Annotated in this window: 20 protein-coding genes; 9 read left to right on the forward strand and 11 right to left on the reverse strand. The window is 72.4% G+C overall.

Annotated elements, in window-relative coordinates:
- Nucleotides 1-74: 74 nt before the first annotated feature.
- Nucleotides 75-647: a DUF4240 domain-containing protein gene (locus tag BJY16_RS28505; RefSeq protein WP_185042641.1), complete on the forward strand. Its 573-nt coding sequence runs from the start codon at nucleotides 75-77 to the stop codon at nucleotides 645-647.
- Nucleotides 648-720: 73 nt separating this feature from the next.
- Here BJY16_RS28505 and BJY16_RS28510 read toward each other — a convergent pair whose 3' ends face one another.
- The 4 genes from BJY16_RS28510 to BJY16_RS28525 form a co-directional block, all read right to left on the reverse strand.
- Nucleotides 721-954: a hypothetical protein gene (locus tag BJY16_RS28510; RefSeq protein WP_185042642.1), complete on the reverse strand. Its 234-nt coding sequence runs from the start codon at nucleotides 952-954 to the stop codon at nucleotides 721-723.
- A 79-nt stretch (nucleotides 955-1033) separates the two neighbouring features.
- Entirely contained in the window at nucleotides 1034-1750 is a 717-nt protein-coding gene (locus BJY16_RS28515) for an LPXTG cell wall anchor domain-containing protein (protein ID WP_185042643.1), read from the reverse strand.
- Nucleotides 1751-2038: 288 nt separating this feature from the next.
- Nucleotides 2039-2467 (reverse strand): DNA-binding protein, encoded by a 429-nt coding sequence (locus BJY16_RS28520; RefSeq protein WP_185042644.1) that lies wholly within the window; start codon nucleotides 2465-2467, stop codon nucleotides 2039-2041.
- A 97-nt stretch (nucleotides 2468-2564) separates the two neighbouring features.
- The gene (locus BJY16_RS28525) at nucleotides 2565-3284 is read right to left on the reverse strand and encodes a dienelactone hydrolase family protein (RefSeq protein WP_185042645.1); all 720 of its coding nucleotides are present in this window, start codon (nucleotides 3282-3284) and stop codon (nucleotides 2565-2567) included.
- Between the two features lie 82 nt (nucleotides 3285-3366).
- On the opposite strand from BJY16_RS28525, the gene BJY16_RS28530 reads away from it, so the two are divergent.
- Entirely contained in the window at nucleotides 3367-4107 is a 741-nt protein-coding gene (locus tag BJY16_RS28530; protein WP_185042646.1) for a peptidylprolyl isomerase, read from the forward strand.
- A 48-nt stretch (nucleotides 4108-4155) separates the two neighbouring features.
- Here BJY16_RS28530 and BJY16_RS28535 read toward each other — a convergent pair whose 3' ends face one another.
- Together BJY16_RS28535 and BJY16_RS28540 are read right to left on the reverse strand one after the other, a co-directional pair.
- Nucleotides 4156-4575 carry a VOC family protein gene (locus BJY16_RS28535; RefSeq protein ID WP_185042647.1) on the reverse strand — a complete coding sequence of 140 codons (420 nt, stop codon included), beginning with the start codon at nucleotides 4573-4575 and terminating at the stop codon, nucleotides 4156-4158.
- Nucleotides 4576-4591: 16 nt separating this feature from the next.
- Nucleotides 4592-5233, reverse strand: a complete 642-nt coding sequence (locus tag BJY16_RS28540) for a hypothetical protein (RefSeq protein ID WP_185042648.1) — start codon at nucleotides 5231-5233, stop codon at nucleotides 4592-4594.
- Between the two features lie 115 nt (nucleotides 5234-5348).
- Between BJY16_RS28540 and BJY16_RS28545 the strand changes: the two genes are divergently transcribed.
- Nucleotides 5349-7427: a sensor histidine kinase gene (locus tag BJY16_RS28545; protein ID WP_185042649.1), complete on the forward strand. Its 2079-nt coding sequence runs from the start codon at nucleotides 5349-5351 to the stop codon at nucleotides 7425-7427.
- Here the strand turns inward: BJY16_RS28545 and BJY16_RS28550 are convergent.
- Both BJY16_RS28550 and BJY16_RS28555 read right to left on the reverse strand, forming a co-directional pair.
- The gene (locus tag BJY16_RS28550; RefSeq protein ID WP_185042650.1) at nucleotides 7406-8584 is read right to left on the reverse strand and encodes a PP2C family protein-serine/threonine phosphatase; all 1179 of its coding nucleotides are present in this window, start codon (nucleotides 8582-8584) and stop codon (nucleotides 7406-7408) included. The two genes, BJY16_RS28545 and BJY16_RS28550, sit on opposite strands and share 22 nt — an antisense overlap.
- Entirely contained in the window at nucleotides 8581-9534 is a 954-nt protein-coding gene (locus BJY16_RS28555) for an ATP-binding protein (protein WP_185042651.1), read from the reverse strand. The genes BJY16_RS28550 and BJY16_RS28555 overlap by 4 nt, the downstream gene beginning before the upstream one ends.
- A 183-nt stretch (nucleotides 9535-9717) precedes the next feature.
- Between BJY16_RS28555 and BJY16_RS28560 the strand changes: the two genes are divergently transcribed.
- Genes BJY16_RS28560 through BJY16_RS28570 form a run of 3 tightly spaced genes read left to right on the forward strand, consistent with a single transcriptional unit; the run spans nucleotide 9718 to nucleotide 12582 of the window.
- Entirely contained in the window at nucleotides 9718-10047 is a 330-nt protein-coding gene (locus BJY16_RS28560) for a PRC-barrel domain-containing protein (RefSeq protein WP_185042652.1), read from the forward strand.
- Nucleotides 10044-12110, forward strand: a complete 2067-nt coding sequence (gene treS / locus BJY16_RS28565; RefSeq protein ID WP_221502044.1) for a maltose alpha-D-glucosyltransferase — start codon at nucleotides 10044-10046, stop codon at nucleotides 12108-12110. Before BJY16_RS28560 ends, treS begins: the two co-directional genes overlap by 4 nt.
- Nucleotides 12111-12162: 52 nt before the next feature.
- The gene (locus BJY16_RS28570) at nucleotides 12163-12582 is read left to right on the forward strand and encodes a hypothetical protein (protein WP_185042653.1); all 420 of its coding nucleotides are present in this window, start codon (nucleotides 12163-12165) and stop codon (nucleotides 12580-12582) included.
- A 93-nt stretch (nucleotides 12583-12675) separates the two neighbouring features.
- Here BJY16_RS28570 and BJY16_RS28575 read toward each other — a convergent pair whose 3' ends face one another.
- The 3 genes from BJY16_RS28575 to BJY16_RS28585 form a co-directional block, all read right to left on the reverse strand.
- Entirely contained in the window at nucleotides 12676-13431 is a 756-nt protein-coding gene (locus tag BJY16_RS28575; RefSeq protein ID WP_185042654.1) for a hypothetical protein, read from the reverse strand.
- Nucleotides 13432-13512: 81 nt separating this feature from the next.
- The gene (locus BJY16_RS28580; protein WP_185042655.1) at nucleotides 13513-14994 is read right to left on the reverse strand and encodes a gluconokinase; all 1482 of its coding nucleotides are present in this window, start codon (nucleotides 14992-14994) and stop codon (nucleotides 13513-13515) included.
- Between the two features lie 43 nt (nucleotides 14995-15037).
- Nucleotides 15038-15649: a molybdopterin-dependent oxidoreductase gene (locus BJY16_RS28585; RefSeq protein ID WP_185042656.1), complete on the reverse strand. Its 612-nt coding sequence runs from the start codon at nucleotides 15647-15649 to the stop codon at nucleotides 15038-15040.
- Between the two features lie 154 nt (nucleotides 15650-15803).
- Between BJY16_RS28585 and BJY16_RS28590 the strand changes: the two genes are divergently transcribed.
- From BJY16_RS28590 to BJY16_RS28600, 3 genes are all read left to right on the forward strand, one after another.
- Nucleotides 15804-16238, forward strand: a complete 435-nt coding sequence (locus BJY16_RS28590; RefSeq protein ID WP_185042657.1) for a hypothetical protein — start codon at nucleotides 15804-15806, stop codon at nucleotides 16236-16238.
- Nucleotides 16235-16855 carry a TetR/AcrR family transcriptional regulator gene (locus BJY16_RS28595; protein ID WP_185042658.1) on the forward strand — a complete coding sequence of 207 codons (621 nt, stop codon included), beginning with the start codon at nucleotides 16235-16237 and terminating at the stop codon, nucleotides 16853-16855. Before BJY16_RS28590 ends, BJY16_RS28595 begins: the two co-directional genes overlap by 4 nt.
- 72 nt (nucleotides 16856-16927) lie before the next feature.
- Entirely contained in the window at nucleotides 16928-19213 is a 2286-nt protein-coding gene (locus tag BJY16_RS28600) for a bifunctional diguanylate cyclase/phosphodiesterase (RefSeq protein WP_239177584.1), read from the forward strand.
- Nucleotides 19214-19215: the final 2 nt, after the last annotated feature.

Below are 19215 nucleotides of genomic sequence, written 5' to 3' on the forward strand. Positions count from 1 at the left end.
GGCAGGCCGCCTGCCCGGGTCGGATGACTACGGAGGGCGACACGAAGATCGCCGTCGCCCGCCATACTGCCCGTATGGATCTCGACAGCTTCTGGTCGCTCGTCGAGCGTTCCGCCGCCGTCTCTGATGATCCGGATGAGCGGAATGAATGGCTGGCGGAGGAGTTGACCGGCCTTTCCGACAGCGACCTGCTCGATTTCCATGACCATCTTCGCGAACAGATGCACCGGGTGGCGAACTGGCTGACCTGGCACGCAGCGTCTCTCATCATGCGCGGATGCAGCGACGACGGTTTCACCGGCTTCCGCGCGTGGGTGGTCGGCCTTGGTCGTGCCGCTGTCGACTCCGTCGCCGAGCACCCTGACAATCTGGCCGACCGGCCCGAGGTGCAGCGACTGGTGGGCCGGCACATGCGTGACTGGGCGGAGGCGGAGTGGCCGTATTCGGAGGAGCTCGAATTCGTGGCGGTTGAGGAGTATCACCGTCGTTTCGGCGAGCAAGCCTCGATCTATGACGCGCTGGAGGCGAGAGGGGATGACAAGCCACAAGCGCTGCAACAGGTGGATGAAGTGTCGCGGGACCACCGTGACCCTGAGGAAGCCCGCAATCGGTTGCCCCGGCTCGCCGCAATGTTCCCGCAGGGCTGAGCAGGCGTGTTCGCGCAGATACGCGAAGACCATCGCGCCGACGCCGACGGACTCGCCCTCGTGCTCATGTGGCCTAACTCGGCACGCCGATGTTGTCGGGGCCTAATAGGCCGGGACAGGAGGTCGGCATGACGGTGCTGCCCGGCGGCAGTCCGCAGGCTTCGAGGATTTCCGAGGGCAGCGGGCTGGGCTCGACGCTGACCGACGGGGAGATGTCGGCCGGCTTCTCTGGCTTATCGGGATCGCAGGCCGCGAGCAGCAGAACTGCCGTCAGCGCGGCGCACAGCGGCGCGAGGCGTAACCGCATGACAGCCCTATCGGCGGAGCCGGGAACCAGCTGAACGCGCGCGGCTCGACGCGGCGTCGAGCCGGGCGCGAGGCGTCAGCTATGCCACGAAGCGCGACCGGCGGCGGCGTCCGAGCAGGTAACCGGCACCGCCGAGGAGCAGCAGCGTGCCGCCGATGCCGGCGACGGCCCCGGTGGCGGCGCCGGTCACCGGCAGCTGCTCGTCATCCTCGCCGCCGGCCGCGGCGACCGGGCTGGTGGAGGACGTCGGGCTCGCGGAAACGGTCGTCGTGGCGCTGGCCGTGGCGCTCGCTGTCGACGTGGGCTTGGCGGCGCAGTCGAGCGCACGCGCGGCGTACAGGCCGTCGTTGAGGTAGGCCAGATACGCATCGAGGGCCTCGGTGTCGAGCACCTTCTGCGCGGTCGCCTGCACGTTGGCACCGGTGTCCCTCAACGTGCGGAGTACCGCGATCCGCAGGCTCGTCCACCAGGCGTTCTGCAGGCCCGTCTGGAGGAAGGCGCGGAGGTCCTCCGCCGTGCCACGCAGCCGCTCCTGCACGGTGTCGGGCAGAACCGGCAACGATTCGGCCTTGGCCCGGAAGAGGATCTGGTTGGCCAGAACCCGCACCTCGGTGTCGGTGGCCGTGTCCAGATCGATGGTGACGAGCTGGCGGATGTCCGTGTAGACCTTGCGCTCGACCGTCTGGCATTCCGCGTCGAGCCCGGCCGGTTCGGTGCGAGCCACCGCTGGTGCCGCCGGCATCACCAGGGCCGCCGCAATCAGGACGCCAGCCGACATCTTCCACCGCGTGCGCATGTGCTCTTCCTCCCCGCTACCAGCCAAAACACGGGGATACTACAGATCGTCAGCAGGCACGCAACACGAGATGATCTTGATCTCACACCGGCCCGTCGACTGCCGCCTTGCCGGGCTTCGACGCGACCCGGCAGATGGCCGGCGCTGTTCCTGCGCGCCGACCGGGACGCCGCCGGCCGGGGGTCCTTCCTGCTCCGAGGCGCGCCACAGGCCACGAGTCACCGAACCGGCCTGTGGCAGCGCATGCACCGGAGCGCGAGCCGCTGATCGATGACCGCGTCCGGAGGATCAGCCGCCGGCAGGCGGCCGGGCCTCGGAGCGGGCGTCCAGGCGTTCATACCTCTGCCGGGCGGCCTGGGGTGTGTTGAGACCGAGGCTGAAGGCGATGTCCTGCCAGGTCATGCCACTTCGCCTGGCGATCGTGAGCAGGAGGAGCTCGGTCGCGTCGAGGTCGGCTCGCATGCTCGGCACGAGGGTCAGTGCGGCGACGAGGTCGTCGTGGTCGATGGCCGGCTCGTCCGCCTCCGGACCGATGGAACCGCCGGCCAGGCCCGCCACGAGGCGAACCACCTCGTGCGGGGCCGGCATGTCGGGATGAACCTGCCGGGCTCGGCGCGCGGCGGTGCCGGCATGCCGCTCGACGAGGTGCGTCAGGGCTCGGTAGGTGCGGTCGGCGCGCTGCGCCCCGGAGTCGGGCCGGGTGAAGAGATCGGGCATGCCGCCAGCATGCCGAATAAACGATCTGTTTTCAACTATCTGTTTAAACCGGCTCGATCCGGCCGGGTCAGGCGTTGTCCGGCTCGATCCGGCCGGGTCAGGCGTTGTCCGGGTCGTGGCGGCCGGAGCGGAGCGGTGCGGTCAGCACGTCCAGGACCCGGGTGTGTTTCACCGGGAGCGCCGAGTCGACCGTCGGCATCGCGTGCTCGGGCGCCGGTGCGGCCAGGTGCAGGCTGAACCAGTCGGCGGCCTGGATGATGACCTGCTCCAGCGCTCGCGTCCCGGTGAAGTAGCGGTCCGCGTCCGGGATCACGCACAGGTCGGCGGGGGCCTGCATGGTCCGGCGGGCCTCCTCGTTGAGGGCGCGCAGCCGCGGGTCGCGCTCACCGGCGATCAGCAGGGTGGGCGCCTGCACGCGGGCCAGCGCGCCGCCGGCCAGGTCGGCTCGCCCACCGCGGGTGACGACCGTCTGCACCTCGCCGGGCCGGGCGGCGGCGGCCACCAGCGCGGCACCGGCGCCGGCGCCCGTACCGAAGATGCCGATCGGCAAGGGTGCCGTGACCGGCTGCGTGCGCAGCCACCGCAGGGTGCCGATCAGGCGGTCGGCGAGCAGGTCCATGTCGAAGCGGAGCGCCTCGTCGGCCCGTTCCTCGGCGGTCAGCGGCTCGATCAGCAGCGTCGCCAGGCCCCGCTCGCGGAGCGCCTCGGCGATGGCCCGGTCCCGTGGCCGGTTCTGGGTGAACAGCACCATGCCGGTGGCGGCCGGTGGAATGGTCAGGTCCCCGTCGAGCAGCGCCCCCGCCGCATGAATCCGCATGAGCGGCTCAGTTACCCAGCGGTACCGGACCGAATCCGTTTTGCGGCGAAATAACCGATGATAGATTGGCCATAGTCGATCTATGGAGGACAGTGTGGTCCAGTTTCCTCGAGCCCTGGCGGTTGTCGCAACGGCGGTGACGGCGCTGGTCGCCGTCGCCGTGCCCGCCTCGGCCCACGGCCGGACAGAGCCCGGCCCGACCACCGGCCCGTGCCAGTACACGCCGACGCCCGACGAGCCCGCGGCCCGCCCGGTTCCGCTGCCGCGCGGCCCGCGGCACACGCCCGACAAGGGCACCGTCCCGGTGGTGCTGCACACCAACCTGGGGCCGATCTCGCTGGTGCTCGACCGGGCCGCCGCGCCGTGCACCGTGCAGAGCTTCGTGCACCTGGCCAGACACCGGTTCTACGACCGGACGATCTGCCACCGGCTGACCGCCTACCCCACGCTGAAGGTGCTGCAGTGCGGCGACCCGAGCGGCACCGGTGAGGGCGGTCCGGGCTACCGTTACCGCGACGAGCTGCCCACCGACCTGCCGCCGGCGCCGACCGACCCGACCGGCGTGCGCCGCCTTTACGCCCGCGGCGTGCTGGCCATGGCCAACGCCGGCCCGGACACCAACGGCAGTCAATTCTTCCTGGTGTTCGGCGACAGCGCGCTGCGTCCCAACTACACCATTTTCGGTACGGTCACCGCGCGCGGCCTGACCACGCTGGACCGGGTCGCCGCCGGTGGCATCGCGCCCACCCCGGAGGACCCGGCCCCGGTCGACGGGGCGCCGGCCCTGCGCACCGAGATCCGCAAGGCCCACCTGCACCGCTGAGCCGAGTGCGCCGCCCGGGTGTTCATCACCCGGGCGGCTCCGGGTGCGTCACAGCACCAGGTCGTCGTTCTCGTCGAAGATCCACCCGTCCTCGTAGAGCACCTCGAACAGGTGCCCGTCGGCGTCGGTGAAGTAGCCGCTGTGCCCCCACGCGTTCGGCCCGGCCGGGCGGGTGACGGTGGCGCCCAGCTCGGCCGCCTTCGCCATCACCTGGTAGACCTCGTCGGCGCTGCGGGCCACGTAGGCCAGCGCGAACCCGGCGAACCCGCCCGGCCCCCGGTCCGGCAGGCCGGCGTCCGCCGCGAACGCCTCCCGCGACTGGAAGGCCACCGCGACCCCGCCCAGCTCGAACAGGGCGAACTCGTCCGAGCCCGCCGCGGCCCGCCGCCAGCCCAGCGCCTGGTAGAACGCGACCGACGCGGCCACGTCGCGTACGCCGAGCAGGATCAGATTGAGTCGTTGCCGCACCGCAGCCCCTCCCGGATCAAAAGTTGATCATCGCATCGCCGGTCGGGAGGTGTTCGGCGAGGAGGGCGGGGAACCAGGTGATGTCCTCCGGGGTGCTGTCGTGGGTGCCGTGGTTGCGGTTGGCCAGGCCGGCGACTCGTCGTGCGTCGTCCAGGCCGGTCAGCAGGCCGGCGTTCCCCGGCCGGATCCCGAGCCTGTCCCGTGCCTGGGTGTCCAGCCGGTAGCAGAGCCAGCTGTGGAAGCGGCCGGTGTCGAAGCCGACCACCTCGAATCCGAGGATCGTGCCCGGTGGGGCGGCCGCCGGTCGCGCGAGGTTCACCCGGATCGGATGCGGAAGGTCGCCGATCCACTCCTCGATCATGGCCGCCAGGTCGGTGGCCTCCGGCGCCGCCACGCTCATGCTCAGCACGTGCGCGGTGCGGGCGGCGGCAGGCGCGTGCCGGACGGCGGTGGCGGCCTGCTGGACGGTTCGGTGCCACGGCTCGAACAGGGGCTGTTGCCACGGCTCGACATCCGGACCGGCCGGGAGGAAGTCGGCGAGGCAGTCACTGACCGTCGGCACCACGGGAGGCAGGCCGCCGGCCCACTCCGGTCCGGCCGGCGTCCAGCGGAACCCGGCCACGAACCCGGCCAGCGTGTAGCTCTCGGTGCCCGTCACCCGTCAATGATCGACCAAGCCAGGCCGGAAGCAGCGAGACACCTACGGCTCAGCGCTGGACCCGGGTGGTCGAAGGTAAGGCTGAACCGGTCGACCGAACCGCAGGGGGAGCAGCGTGACGTTGCGGCAATCGTTGCTGCGCACCGCGGTCTTCACGACGCTGTACGTCCTCGCCACCTGGTCCGGCCGGCTGACGATCATGGACGGCACCAACCTGAGCCTGGTCTGGCCGGCCGCCGGCGTCGGCGCGCTCTGGTTCATCTGCCAGCGCTCGTCGCGCTGGCGGATGGTCGACGTCGCGGCCCTGGCCGGCGTCACCGTCGTGGTCAACATGCTCACCGGCGCCAGCGCCGTGCTGGCCGCCTTCTTCCTGGTCGCCAACGTCCTGCAGGCCGGCACCTTCGCCTACCTGTACGGGCGCTGGCTGCCCGGCCTGTGGGGCAGCGGCGGCACCGAGCCGGTCAGCCGGCCGCACCAGCTGTGGCGCCTGATCGCGATCGCCATGATCAGCACGTGTTGCGGGGCGCTGGTCGGCCCGACCGGGGTCTGGCTGGTCACCGGCCACTATTCCGGCCCGGCCGCCGCGGTGTGGCTGGCCCGCAACTCGGCCAGCATGCTGCTGATCGGCATCGCCGGGCTGCGGATCGGCGCCGTCGTCCGGTCGCTCGACCGGACGCCCGGGCAGCGCCGGCAACGGCTGCTCGCGGCGGCTCGGGCCGTACCGAAAAGCACCTGGATCGAAGCAGCTCTGCTGCTGACCGTGTCCGCGGCCGCCTACCTCGGGGTCTTCGGCCTGCGGCACGGCCTGCCGCTGGCGTTCGTGCTGGTCACCATCACGGTCTGGGCGGCGACCCGGCTGAGCACCACCTTCGTCATCCTGCACGACCTGTTCTTCGGCAGCCTCACCGTGGTGTTCACGCTGCACGGCAGCGGCCAGTTCGCCGAGATCGCCTCGCACGCCACCCGGGCGCTGGTCTCCCAGGTGTTCGTCGCCGTCGTCGCGGTCGTCGGCCTGGCCGTCGCGCTCGGCCGCGACGAGCGCGCCGCCCTGCAGAAGGCCGCCGCCGACCAGGCGCGGATGTTCGCCACCGTGATCGACGCGATGGGCGAGGGCCTGGCCGTGCTCGACGCCGACGGCAACTTCCTGCTGCGCAACCCGGCCAGCGCGCAGCTGCTCGGCGGCGTCCGCAGCGCCGACGGGCGGATGGCCGGCAACGACCACTACGGGCTGTGCCACCTCGACGGCACCCCGATCGCGCCCGGTGACCTGCCCTACCAGCGCACCCTGGCGACCGGCGACCCGCACGCGATGGACATCCTGATGCGCAACCCGGCCACCCCGGAAGGGCGGATTCTTTCGGTACGCGCGACGCCGCTCCCGATCAGCGTCGCCGGCCGGCAGTACGCGGTCAGCGTGTTCTCCGACGTCACCGCCGACCGGCGGCACCGCGACGAACTCGCCGCCTTCGCCGGGGTCGTCGCGCACGACCTGTCGAACCCGCTGACCACCGTCGAGGGCTGGGCCGAGAACGTCGCCGACCTGCTCGGCCCGGACGCGGGCCGGCCCGGCGACGGCATCGCCCGGATCCAGCGGGCCGGCGCCCGGATGCGCAACCTGATCAACGACCTGCTCGCCTACGCCACCGCCCGGGACAACGCCCTGCAGCTCACCGCCGTCGACCTGACCACGGTCGTCACCGACATCGCGGTGGCCCGGATCGACCAGGCGGAGACTACCGGCACCCCGGTGCCGCGCCTGCACATCGGCGAGCTCCCGCTGGTGCACGCCGACCCGGCGCTGATCCGGCAGCTGCTCGACAACCTGATCGGCAACGCCGTCAAGTACACCGCCGCGGGCGTCGTCCCGGACATCACCGTGACCGGCGCGTACGACGGGGCCCAGGTCCGGGTCACGATCACCGACAACGGCATCGGTATCCCGGCCGGCCAGCACGCCACCGTCTTCGACAACTTCCACCGCGCCCACCGCGACGCCGGCTACGCCGGAACCGGCCTGGGCCTGGCCATCTGCAAACGCATCGTGGAACGCCACGGCGGCACGATCATCGCGGCCGACGCCGCGAGCGGCGCCGGCACCGTCGTCACGTTCACCCTGCCGGCCGCCGACCTGCCGGTCCGCCCGCTGCCCGGCCCCGGGCCGGCCCCGGCCGCTCAGGCCGGGCAGCGCAGGTAGAGCACGGCGGTGTCGTCGGTGTGCCGGCCGGCGTCGGCGTTCTGGATCCGGGCCAGCAGCGCGTCGACGTACTGATCGGGGTCCTCGATCGTGGTCAGGCCGGCGGCGAGGTCGATGAAACGGTCCTCGCCGAGGCGGGTGCCGTCGGCGCAGAAGCTCTCGATCACCCCGTCGGTGTAGAGCAGCAGGCCCGCGCCGGCCGGCACGGTGATCGTCGACTCCTGCCAGCGCGCCCGGCCGGGCGCCATGCCGAGACCGGGGCCGTAGCGGACCGGAGCCGGATAGACGTGGCCCGGCGTGACGATCAGCGGGGCCGGGTGCCCGGCGCTGAGCACGATGACCTCGCCGGTGGCCGGGTTGACGCCGACGGTGCAGACGGTGGCGAACATGCCGTCGTGCGGCCGTTCGGCGACCAGCACCTGCTCCAGCAGCCGCATCCGGTCGACCTTGCGCAGCCCGGCCAGGGTGAGCGTGCGCCAGCCGTAGCGCAGGCCGACGCCCATCGCCGCCTCGTCCGGGCCGTTGCCGCAGACGTCGCCGATCAGCGCGTGGACCATGCCGTCGGGGGTCTGGACCACGTCGTAGAAGTCGCCGCCGAGCAGTGAGCGTTGCTGACCGGGCAGGTAGCGGCTGGCCACGGTCACCGCCGTGCCGTTCAGCAGCGGTTTGGGAAGCAGGCCACGCTGCAGACGGGTGTTCTCCTCCGCCTGCAGCCGGCTGTCGCGCAGCGTGCGTTCCGCGGTCTGGACCCGTTTGCGCTGCACCGCGTAACGGATGGTGCGCGCCAGCACCGCCGCGTCGACCTGGTCCTTGACCAGGTAGTCCTGGGCGCCGGCGGCGACCGCCGCGGAGCCGGTCGCGGCGTCGTTGAGCCCGGTCAGGACCAGCACCGCGGCGTGCTGCCAGCGCCGCAGCACCCGGCGCAACGCGTCCAGTCCCTGACCGTCGGGCAGGTGCAGGTCCAGCAGGACGCAGTCCGGCTCGTACCCGACGGCCATCGCCTCGGTCAGGGTGCCCACGTGGTCCAGGCGGGCGTCCAGGTCGCCGTCGACGAGATACTCCCGCACCAGTACGGCGTCGCCGAGATCGTCCTCGACCAGCAGCAGGAACAGCCCGGCGACCGACGCGTCCGCCGCGGGACCGGCATGCCCGCTCATCGGTGCATCACCAGGTGCGGGAAGTGCAGCCGGATCGAGGTGCGGCCGGGCAGCGCGTCGACCAGGACCGCGTCGGCGAGCTGCCGGGCCAGCCACAGGCCACGCCCGCCGGGCTGGGCGCCCTCCGCACCGGGCCGGTGGTAGCCCGCCGCGACCGGGATCGGCAGGCCGGCGGTGTCGTCGCACTGAGCGATCAGCGTGCTGCCGTGGTGCCAGGCGCGGACCCGGACCGGGGTGCCGGCGTGGCGCAGCCCGTTGCTGACCACCTCGGTCACGGCCACCAGCAGGTCGTCGGCCGGATCGGCGGCGAAGTCGTGCCGGGCCGCCCAGGCGCTCAGGGCCGCGCGCAGCTCCCGGAGTTCGGCGACCTCGGTGACGGTCCGGTCGTGGTCGACGTGCGGGGGCGGCGCGGGCATCAAGGTCTGCCGGCGCAGGCTCAGGAAATCGTCGGCGGCCAGGAACCGGGGGCTGGGTTGCCGGCCCGGCTCGGTGAGCAGGTAGCGGTGCGTGGCCCGGACCCCGTCGAGGACGTCGGCCGCATGCCGGCGGCTGTCCCAGACACAGGTCACCGCGGACCCGTACGGCGCGTAGGTGTCGTTGCAGACCGACTCGTACGCCAGGTAGGCACCGGTCCGTCCGGGCGCCGGCCCGTCGTCGTCGGACAGGTCCGGTTCGGCGACTACGTGCACCCGGCGTCGCCGCCCGGCCTGCTCGGCCAGGTAGCGGCGGAAGCACTCGTAGGCGAACCCGAGCCGCTGGTAGAACGCCGCCGGGTCATCCCAGCGCAGCACCCCGCTCAGGTCGTGCGTGGCGTCGGCGAGCAGTGCCCGGGTGCGGTCGCTGACGACCAGCAGCACCTCGTCGTAGTCGCCCGCCGAGCGGCGCAGCTCGGCGGTCAGCGCGGTCACCAACTCGAGGTCGGATCCGGGGATCAGAGCAGTGTGCAACACGTGTCACCACCCTGGATGGTCACGGCGGTTCACGATCATGGCACAACCATCACAGGTCAGGCGGGTGGCGCGCCAGTCCCCATGATCAAAATTATCGGTGGCAGGCGGGGCCGGTGACATTCCGCATACCGGCGAATCCGGTGGGTACCGGTGAAGACGTCACCGAACGGAAGAGACCCCCCGATGATCACATTGGAGCAGGTGCACCAGCTCTACGGCCGTCAGGTCCACGGCCCCGACGGCGACATGATCGGCACGGTCGCCCAGGTGTGGGACGACGGCGTCGGACACCCGGCCTGGGCCGGCGTCCGGACCTCCCGGTTCGGCTTCGGCAAGCGTCTCGTGCCGCTGCACGACGCCGCGTTGCACGACGGCCGGCTGGTGGTCCCGTTCACCAGGGCGCTGGTGCTGGAGGCGCCGAGGATCAGCGCCCTGGACGACGATCCGCTCAGCCGCGCCGACGTGGTCCGCCTGAACCGGCACTACCGCCTGCCGCTGCTCGGCCGGCGGTGAGCGCCGCGGTGCCGGCCGGCGACGACACCGAGTACGTCGCCTGGCTCAAGGACCGGTCGATGCTGGCCAACGCCGAGCGGATCGCCGGCGCCTTCTCCGGCGTCCCGGCCGTGTGGCAGACCCCGTTCGGCACCCCGAACCCATCCGCGGCCGGCCCCGCCTCGGTGTGGTTCACCGCCTATCCGCCCTCGATGATCACCAAGCCCGGCTGCAGCTTCCTCGGCACCCTCGGCGACGAGGAGCTGTGGCGGGCGTTCGCCGCGATCGGGATCACCGGCGTGCACACCGGACCGCTGAAACGCGCCGGCGGCATCTTCGGGCGCGAGTCGACGCCGAGCGTCGACGGCCACTTCGACCGGATCAGCACCGAGATCGACGAGGGCTTCGGCACCGAACCGGAGTTCCGCCGGATGTGCGAGGTGGCCGCCGCGCACGGCGGCGTGGTCATCGACGACATCGTGCCCGGTCACACCGGCAAGGGCCCGGACTTCCGGCTGGCCGAGATGCGGGTCGGCGACTACCCCGGCATCTACCACATGGTGGAGATCCCGGCCGAGGACTGGCACCTGCTGCCGCCGGTCCCGCCCGGCCGCGACTCGGTCAACCTCGGCCCGGAGACCGAGAGCCGGCTGCACGAGGCCGGCTACATCGTCGGCCGGATGCAGCGGGTGATCTTCCAGCAGGACGGCGTCAAGGACACCAACTGGAGCGCCACCGCACCGGTCACCGGCGTCGACGGCGTCCGCCGCCGCTGGGTCTACCTGCACTATTTCAAGGACGGCCAGCCCACGATCAACTGGCTGGATCCGACGTTCGCCGGGATGCGCCTGGTGATCGGCGACGCCCTGCACTCGCTCGGCCACCTCGGCGCGGCCGCACTGCGCCTGGACGCCAACGGGTTCCTCGCGGTGGAGCGCAGCGCCCGGCCCGGCGTCCCGGCCTGGTCCGAGGGACACCCGCTGTCCGAGGCGATCAATCAGATGATCGCCAGCATGGTCCGCAAGGTCGGCGGATTCACCTTCCAGGAGCTCAACCTCGCCATCGACGACATCAAACAGACCTCGGAGCGAGGGCCCGACTTTTCGTACGACTTCGTCAACCGGCCGGCCTACGTGCACGCCCTGGCCACCGGCGACGCCGAGTTCCTGCGGCTCACCCTGAACCTGGCCCTGGGGCTCGGCCTGCAACCCGGCCGGCTGGTCCACGCCCTGCAGAACCACGACGAGATGACCTACGAGCTGGTGCACTTCGCCGGCCCGCACCGCGACGAGCCGTTCGCGTTCCGCGGCCGGCGGGTGCCCGGCCGGGACCTCGCGGTCACCGTCCGCGCCGAGCTGATCGAGCGGCTCACCGGGGACGCCGCCCCGTACAACAGCATCTTCACCACGAACGGCATCGCCTGCACGACCGTCACGCTCATCGCCGCGGCGCTCGGGCACCGCGACCTCGGCGACCTGACCGCCGGGCAGATCGCGACGATCCGGCGGGTGCACCTACTGCTGGCCATGTTCAACGCCCTGCAGCCGGGCGTCTTCGCGATCTCCGGCTGGGACCTGTGCGGGATGCTCACCCTGACCCGGGACCAGGCGGCCGGCCTGCTGTCCTCCGGTGACACCCGCTGGCTGCACCGCGGCGCCTACGACCTGCTGGACTACCAGCCCCGCGCGGACGCGTCCCCGTCCCGGATCCCGCGCGGCGTCAGCCTCTACGGCTCGCTCCCGGGCCAGCTCGACGACCCGGACTCGTTCGTCTCCCGGCTCGCCGGCATCCTGCGCGCACGCACCCACTACCGGATCGCCACCGCCGAGCAGCTCGCGGTCCCGGCCACCGGCGACCCGGCCGTCCTCGCCATGATCCACCGGCTGGACACCGGCCGCCTGCACGCCACCGTGCTCAACTTCTCCGGCCGGCCCGTCACCGACCGCCTCACCTGCCCCGACCTGCCGGCCGGCGCGGACGTCGCCGACATGCTCACCGACGAGCCCATCGGCACGGTCGGCGACGACCACGGCTGCGCCCTCTCGCTGGGTCCCTACGAAGGCGTCTCGCTGATCGTCGGCTGACGAGCTGTGCCACACTCGCCGCATCGGGGCGGCACGCAGAGTGGACGGTCGGGTGTTTACGTTCGGATCGCAGCTGAAGATCGCCGTACTGGGCATGATGGTCCTCGGTTTCAGCTTGGCCTTCGTGCTGACCGGCTGGCAGGCGATCGACGACTTCCGCGGCGCCACGGTCGACGCCGAGGTCGTCGGGATCACCACCGACGCGCCGGGCCGCCGCGTCTACGACGTGCGGCTGACCACCCGGTCCGGCCTGACCTGCGTCACCGAGGTCGACTCCGGCTCCGACCCGCCGCCCCGCGACATCCACCTCGGCGGCCCGGCCCGGGTGCACTACCTGGCCTCGCACCCGTGCGCCGACTTCACCGCCCGGGAGCCGACGTCCCTGCCGCCCTGGCCGTTCACCGTCGGCTCGGCGCTGGTGGTGGCCGGCAGCCTGGTCGGCCTCCGCCAGGTGCTGCGCCCGGATCGGTAGCCGCTCGGCGCCTGTCCCGCTCCTTCAAGCTCGGGTCAGGGCGGTTTCGCGCTTGCGAGATGAGCGGTCGGGTGGGATGCGCCTCACCTCGTGTCAGGCCTGCCAAGCGGTGGGGTCCTGGTAGTGGTTCGCGACGCCCTCGCGGAGGACCGCAACCAGTCGGGGCAGGTGTTCGGTGTCGGCGGGCAGCTGCAGGCTGTCGAGCAGGGCCAGGGCCCCGTCCGGGTCGAGGCGGCCCGACACGGCGTGATAGCTACCGAGAAGGGCGCGGAAGACCGCTGGCCGAAGTTCGGCGACGGTGGCGGCGGCCCGATAGACGTCGCGTTTGTCCGCCCAGCCGACCGTGCCCGAGTCTTCCAGGACGTGGCGGGCACGCCGATGCAGCGGACCGGTAGCCAGCTCGGCGAGGCGACCGGCCTCCGCCAGGCGGCGCACATCGTCGCCGAGCAGCGCGTCGAAGGCGGCCTTGGTGGTCCGGCCCCAGAACCAGTAGGTCCTCAAGTGCAGCCGCAGGTGCTCGATCGGCTCCGGTACCGCCATCCGGTCGCGGAGGCCGGCCCAGAAGGCGTCGGCGACCGCTGGGTCGGTGTTGTCCCGGACGTAAGCGTTGAGATGGGTCAACACCTCGAAGGCTGCGGTCAGGTCGAGCAGACCCAGCGCCGTGCGCACGCGCTGTACGGCGTCCAGATCCTCGTCGGTGGTGATCGCGAACGCGGTGTCGAAAGCTACATCCTCGCCGGACATCTCCTCGGGAGGTGTGCCGTTCCACCGCCACCGGTCGGGTCCGATCGGCGTGAAGCCGAAGTCAGCCAGGTACCGCAAGGTCAGATCGGCATCCGTCGTACGCACCCGCGGGAGTGTGCCCGCGACGAGCTTGGATGTCCACGCGTTTGCGTGGAGACAACTGAGTCGCGGTGGTGAGACAGCCGCTCAGCCGCGGATCAGCGCGTTGTAGACCTCGGCGAACCGTGCCCGCCGTCCCGCGTAGTAGTCGGCGTGGCCGGGCTGCGGCTCGTAGGTCGCTCCGGTGGTGCGGGGCGCCCGCGGGACGTCCGGCGCCAGCACGTCCAGCGCGAGCAGGGCCGTGCCGCGCTGGGTGGCGCGCTTGCGGGTCACGTGCGTGACCGGCCGGCCCAGCACGTCGGCCAGGACCTGGAGCCACTCGGGCTGGTCGTTGCTGACCCGCCCGGCCGCCGCGACCTCGACGACCTGCGGTGCGGCCGGGTGCAGCTCGTCGGCGACCCGGGCGTAGGTCATCGCGACGCCCTCGACGATGCCGCGGAACAGCGTGTCCGGGTCGGTCGCGGTCGAGACCCCGCCGAAGACGGCGCGGGCCCCGCCGACCCAGCCGGGCGCGCGCTCCCCGGTCAGATAGGGCAGCACCAGCGGCGTCGCCTCGGTGGGTGCTGCGGTCAGCACGGCCGCCAGCTCCGGGCTCAGCCGCAACGTGGCCTGGGCCCAGCTGACCGCGCGGCCGACGTCGTTGATCGCCCCGCCGAGCAGCGTGCGGCCGGCGGCGACCCGGTAGTTCCACAAGCCGAACGGCAGCGGGTCGGCCGGGCCGTCGAGCAGCACCCGCAGCGCGCCGCTGGTGGCGGTGGCCGCGGTCAGCACCGTGGCGTCGGTCGCGCCCGAGCCGATGTTGCTGGCGAAGCCGTCGGTGATCACCGGGAACCAGGCAGCCCGGGCCAGGGCGGGCCAGCGTGCCGGGGCCACCGGGCCGGCCGGCTCGGCCATGTCCCGCGGCGCGGAGAACTGCCCGGCGTCGGCGCCGGCCGCGGCGAGCAGCTCGGTGTCGTACTCGCCGGTGCGCCGGTCGAGCAGGCCGGTCCAGGCCACCGTGGACGTGCCGGCCAGCGGCTCGCCGACCAGCCTGGCCAGGACGTACTCGCCGAGGGACCACCAGGACACGGCCGCGGCGGCGACACGCGGCTGGGTTGCCGCGAGCCAGCGCAGCCGCGGCGCGTGGTAGCTGGTGTGCACCCGGGTGCCGGTCCGCTGCTGCACCGCGTGCTCGTCGAGCTGCTCCCGCAGCCGGGCGACCTCACCGGCGCTGCGCGAGTCGGCGTAGGTCATGCACGGGGTCAATGCCCGGCCGTGCGCGTCGACCCCGATCAGCGAGGCGGCGAAGGTGTCCATCGCGACGCCGGCGATCCGGGTCCCCAGCTGCGCGTCGCCGGTGACCGCGTCGAGAACCTGCTCGATCTCCGCGGTCACCTGGTCCGGGTCGATGACCGAGGTGCCGTCCGGCGCCACGGTGAACGCGTGCGGCACCTTGTGCTGCAGCCCGTGCACCGCCCGCCCGGCCGCGTCGTGCACCCCGCCGCGGGTCGCCGTTGACCCGATGTCCAGCGCCACGACCAGCGGGTCCAGCGCCGCGTGCAGTTCGACGTTGTCATGCGTCCGGCCCATCCCCAGACCCTAACCAACCCCGCACCTCCGCACACGGCACGGGCTATCCGGTCCGGTGGCGGCTCAGGGAGCGCTCGGCCAGGTGGGCGGTCGGGGGGATCAGCAGGCGGTACGGCAACCTCAGCGCCCGGCCCGGCAGGCGCGGGTGTCGTTCTTCGAGGGCGACGCGAGCGCGCAGGTGTTCCTTCGCCATGATCCGGGGCTGGTCGGCGCGGAAGTCGATGGCGATGAGGTGCTTGACGCTCTTGTAGCCGTACTGGCTGGGGGAGACGAGCCGCAGCGGAGCGCCGTGCCGGGCGTCGAGGGCGGCGCCGTTGAGGTGGGTCGCCAGCAGGACGTCGTCGGCGTAGGCGTCGGCCGCGGTGAAGGCGGCCTTGCGGCGATCGCCCGCGCGGGCCACCAGGTACGGCGTGGGCGGCTCGGGCATCCCCACCGACGCCAGGACCTCGCGCAGCGGCACGCCGGTCCACACCAGACCGGTCACCGACCACGTCGTGACGCAGTGGAAGTCCGCCGTGTGCTCGCGCGGCCCGAGCACCCGCAGGTCAGCGGCGGTCAGGACGGTGACAAGCTCGCCCTCGCGCCTGATCTCCAGCCGGGGCTCGCCCGGCATGGTGGGCGGGGGACGGTGCGGGATGTCGGTGAATCGGGGCATCTCCGCCAGGAGACGTTGCCCCGGTGGTAGTCCCGGGGCGCGTCGCGGCCAGTAGCGCATGCGTACCTCCTCCGCCTTGCAACATACATGCGTGCATGTATGTTAGTCGAGACAGTGGAGGTGCTGAATGAACCCGCGAAGTGGTCGTGGTGTCGTGCGTCAGGTCGCGGTGACCGATCCGGTCGCCTTGGCGAAGGCTGGGGACTACGCGGACGCCTTCGAGGCGCGGCTGGCCGAGCCGGACCAGCGCACGCCGGAGGAGTGGGTGCGGGACGGGCTCGCCGACTCGCCGCCGGCGGTGAAGCGCATCGTCCGGTTGCTGGGCTTCCGTCCGGGCGACGGGCAGCCCGGCCAGATCTCCGGGTTGCGCATCGTCGAGTCCACCGCCGAGGTGGTCCGGCTCGAGACGTCCCTGCGGCTGCTGCGGGTCGTCATGGTGGGACGCCGGCTGGACCCGACCCGGCGTACCCTCACCACGGTGCTCTTCTTCCACCGGCCGGTGCTGGCCCGCCTGGTGTGGCGGCTGATCGCCCCGCGCCATCGCCGGACCGCGATGCGGATCGTCGCCGGTGGGGTGCAGTCCGGATGACCCGGCCGGAGCGGCTCACCCAGACCGAGCGCCGCGAGCGCACCCGTCAGGCCCTGCTGGAGGCCGCGGCCGTCGAGCTGTCCCATTACGGGTACGCACAGGTGAACCTGGAACGGGTCGCCAAGTCGGCCGGTTTCACCCGCGGCGCCCTGTACCACCAGTTCACCGACAAGAACGACCTGGTGCTCGCGGTGATCGCGTGGAGCCGGGACACCTGGCTGCACGAGGTCGGCCCGCTGGTCGCCGAGCAGCACGATCCGGTGGCGGCGCTGCTCGCGCTGGCCCGCGGCCACGCCACCTTCACCCGGCGCAACGTGGCCCGGATGCCGATCGCCCTGCGGATGGGCTTCGCGGGTCAGGACCATCCGGTCGGGCGTGAGGTGGAACGGACGTACGGGTTGCTCATCGAGCGCTGCCGCGGCCTCATCGCGGACGGGCAGCGAGCCGGTTCGATCAGCAGCGACACACCGGCCGAGGTGCTCGCGCCCGCCTTCCTGGGCGCGCTCGAAGGACTTCTGGTCGGGCTGGCCAGCCGGGCACCCGACGACCGGGCGCCGGATCTCGAGGCGCTGGCCGTCCGTACCGCCGCGGGCGTGCTCGGGCTGAGCGGCACCTGACCGTGCGACTCTTCACATCTCGCCGGACGGCTCCGGGCTCAACCCGGCTGCACCGCTGCCGAAACCACCGAGGTGAAGGTCCGACATCTCGACGCTGAGCGTGCCCAGCAGCCGTCTGCCGTGTTGCGGCGCCGGCTGTGGTGGATCGCGCTGGCGGCCGGGGTGGCGGCGATCGGCGGCTACTATCTGCTGCCCGCCGTGGGTCTGACGCAGAGCGTCTCCTACAACGCCGTCGGGTGGATCTACAGCCTGCTCATCCTGGTCGGCATCCGGCTGCACCGGCCGGACCGGCCGGCCGTGTGGTACTTCTTCCTGTTCGGCCAGCTGATGTCGGTCTCCGGCGACGCCGTCTGGAACTTCTACGTCTACGTGCTGCACCAGGAGCCGTTCCCGTCGGCCGCCGACCTGCTCTACCTGAGCGGCTATCCGCTGCTGGCCGCCGGCTTCGTGCGGCTGGTCGGTCAGCACCGCGACCGTGACCCGCGGGCGCTGCTCGACGCGGCCATCGTCGCCACCGGCACCGGCCTGGTGTTCTGGGTGTTCGTCCTGCATCCGGCGGCCGCCGCGGCCGCCGACACGATGCTCGAACGGGCGATCAACACCGCCTACCCGGCCGCCGACGTGCTGCTGCTGGCGATCCTGGCCGGCCTGTTCGCCGGTTCCCGCGCCCGGCACCGCAGCGCCCGGCTGCTCGGCGCGGCCGCGGTGCTGCTGCTGATGGCTGACGTCGGCTACTCCTCGCTGGGCACCGTGATGAACGTCGACCAGGGTGGCCCGCTCGACGGGCTCTGGCTGCTGTCCTACGTGCTGTGGGGCGTCGCGGCGCTGCATCCGTCGATGGGCTCGGCGCGTACCGAAGACAATCGCCTTGCCGGACGGCTTGAGATGCGCCGCGGGCGGCAGGTGCTGCTGACCGGGAGCACTCTGCTCGCCCCGGCGATTCTGTTCCTCCCCGGCGTCTCCGGCCGGCGCGGCGACTGGATGGTGGCCGCGGGCGGCGCCGTGGTGCTGTTCCTGCTCGTCTCCGCCCGGGTGTCCGGTTTCCTGAAGCAGATCCAGCGGCAGGCCGGGGATCTGGAGACTCTCGCCCTGCACGACGAGCTGACCGGCCTGGCGAACCGCCGGCACTTCCAGGGGCAGCTGCACGCCGCGCTGGCCACCGGACCGTGCAGTGTCGCCCTGCTCGACCTGACCGGCTTCAAGAAGGTCAACGACAAGCTCGGCCACCACGCCGGCGACCGGCTGCTGGCCGAAGTGGCCGAGCGCCTGACCGTCGCCGCCGGTGACGTCGCCTCGGTCGCCCGGATGGGCGGCGACGAGTTCGCGTTCCTGATCCCGGACGCGCACCCGGAGGCCGCGGTCCGGATCGCCGAGCGGGTCGGCCGGCAACTGGCGCGGCCGATCCGGGTGGCCGGGCAGGACCTGCTGATCCGCGCCAACCTCGGGCTGGCCGGGACCAGCGGCGCCGAGCCGTTGGAGGCGCTGCGCCGCGCCGACGTCGCGATGTACGCCGCCAAGGAGGCCGGCGAGCCGTTCCGCTGGTACGACCCGGAGCTGGACCGGTCCGCCGGCGAGGACGCCCGGATCGGGGCGGAGCTGCGCACCGCGCTGGACGCCGGCCACCTGCGGCTGGTCTACCAGCCGATCGTCGAACTGCCCACCGGCCGGCTGATCGCCGTCGAGGCGCTGGTCCGCTGGCACCACCCGGAGCGCGGCCTGATCAGCCCGGCCGAGTTCGTCCCGGTCGCCGAACGCGACGGCACGATCGTCGAACTCGGCGCCTGGATCCTGCACGAGGCGTGCCGGCAGGCGGCGATCTGGCGCACCGGGGACGACACCGACGCGCCCCAGCGGGTCAGCGTCAACGTGTCGGCCCGCCAGCTCGCCCGCCCCGGGTTCGCCGAGACGGTCCGGGCCGCCCTGACCGGCAACGGGCTGCCGGCCGCCGCCCTGACCATCGAGGTGACCGAGACCGCCGTCTTCGAGGGCGGCCGCTCCCTGGAAACCCTGCACACGCTGAACGAGATGGGCGTCCGGATCGCGCTGGACGACTTCGGCACCGGCCACTCCTCGCTCACCCTGCTGCAGACCGTGCCCGCGCACGCCCTCAAGGTCGACAAGTCGTTCGTCGACCACGTCACCGCGGGCGGGCGCCCGGCGGTCATCGCCGCCACCCTGATCAAGGTGGCCGACGGCCTCGGCATGGCGGCGGTGGCCGAGGGCGTCGAGACCGCGGAGCAGGCCGCCGAGCTGCACCGGCTCGGTTACCAGCTGGCGCAGGGCTACTACTTCGGGCGTCCCGCCGAGAACCCGGTCGTGGTCCGGCAGCGGCAGCCGGCCGCGATTCCCGGCAAATGAAG

This window comes from Actinoplanes octamycinicus (assembly GCF_014205225.1).
Taxonomy (GTDB): Bacteria; Actinomycetota; Actinomycetes; order Mycobacteriales; family Micromonosporaceae; genus Actinoplanes; species Actinoplanes octamycinicus.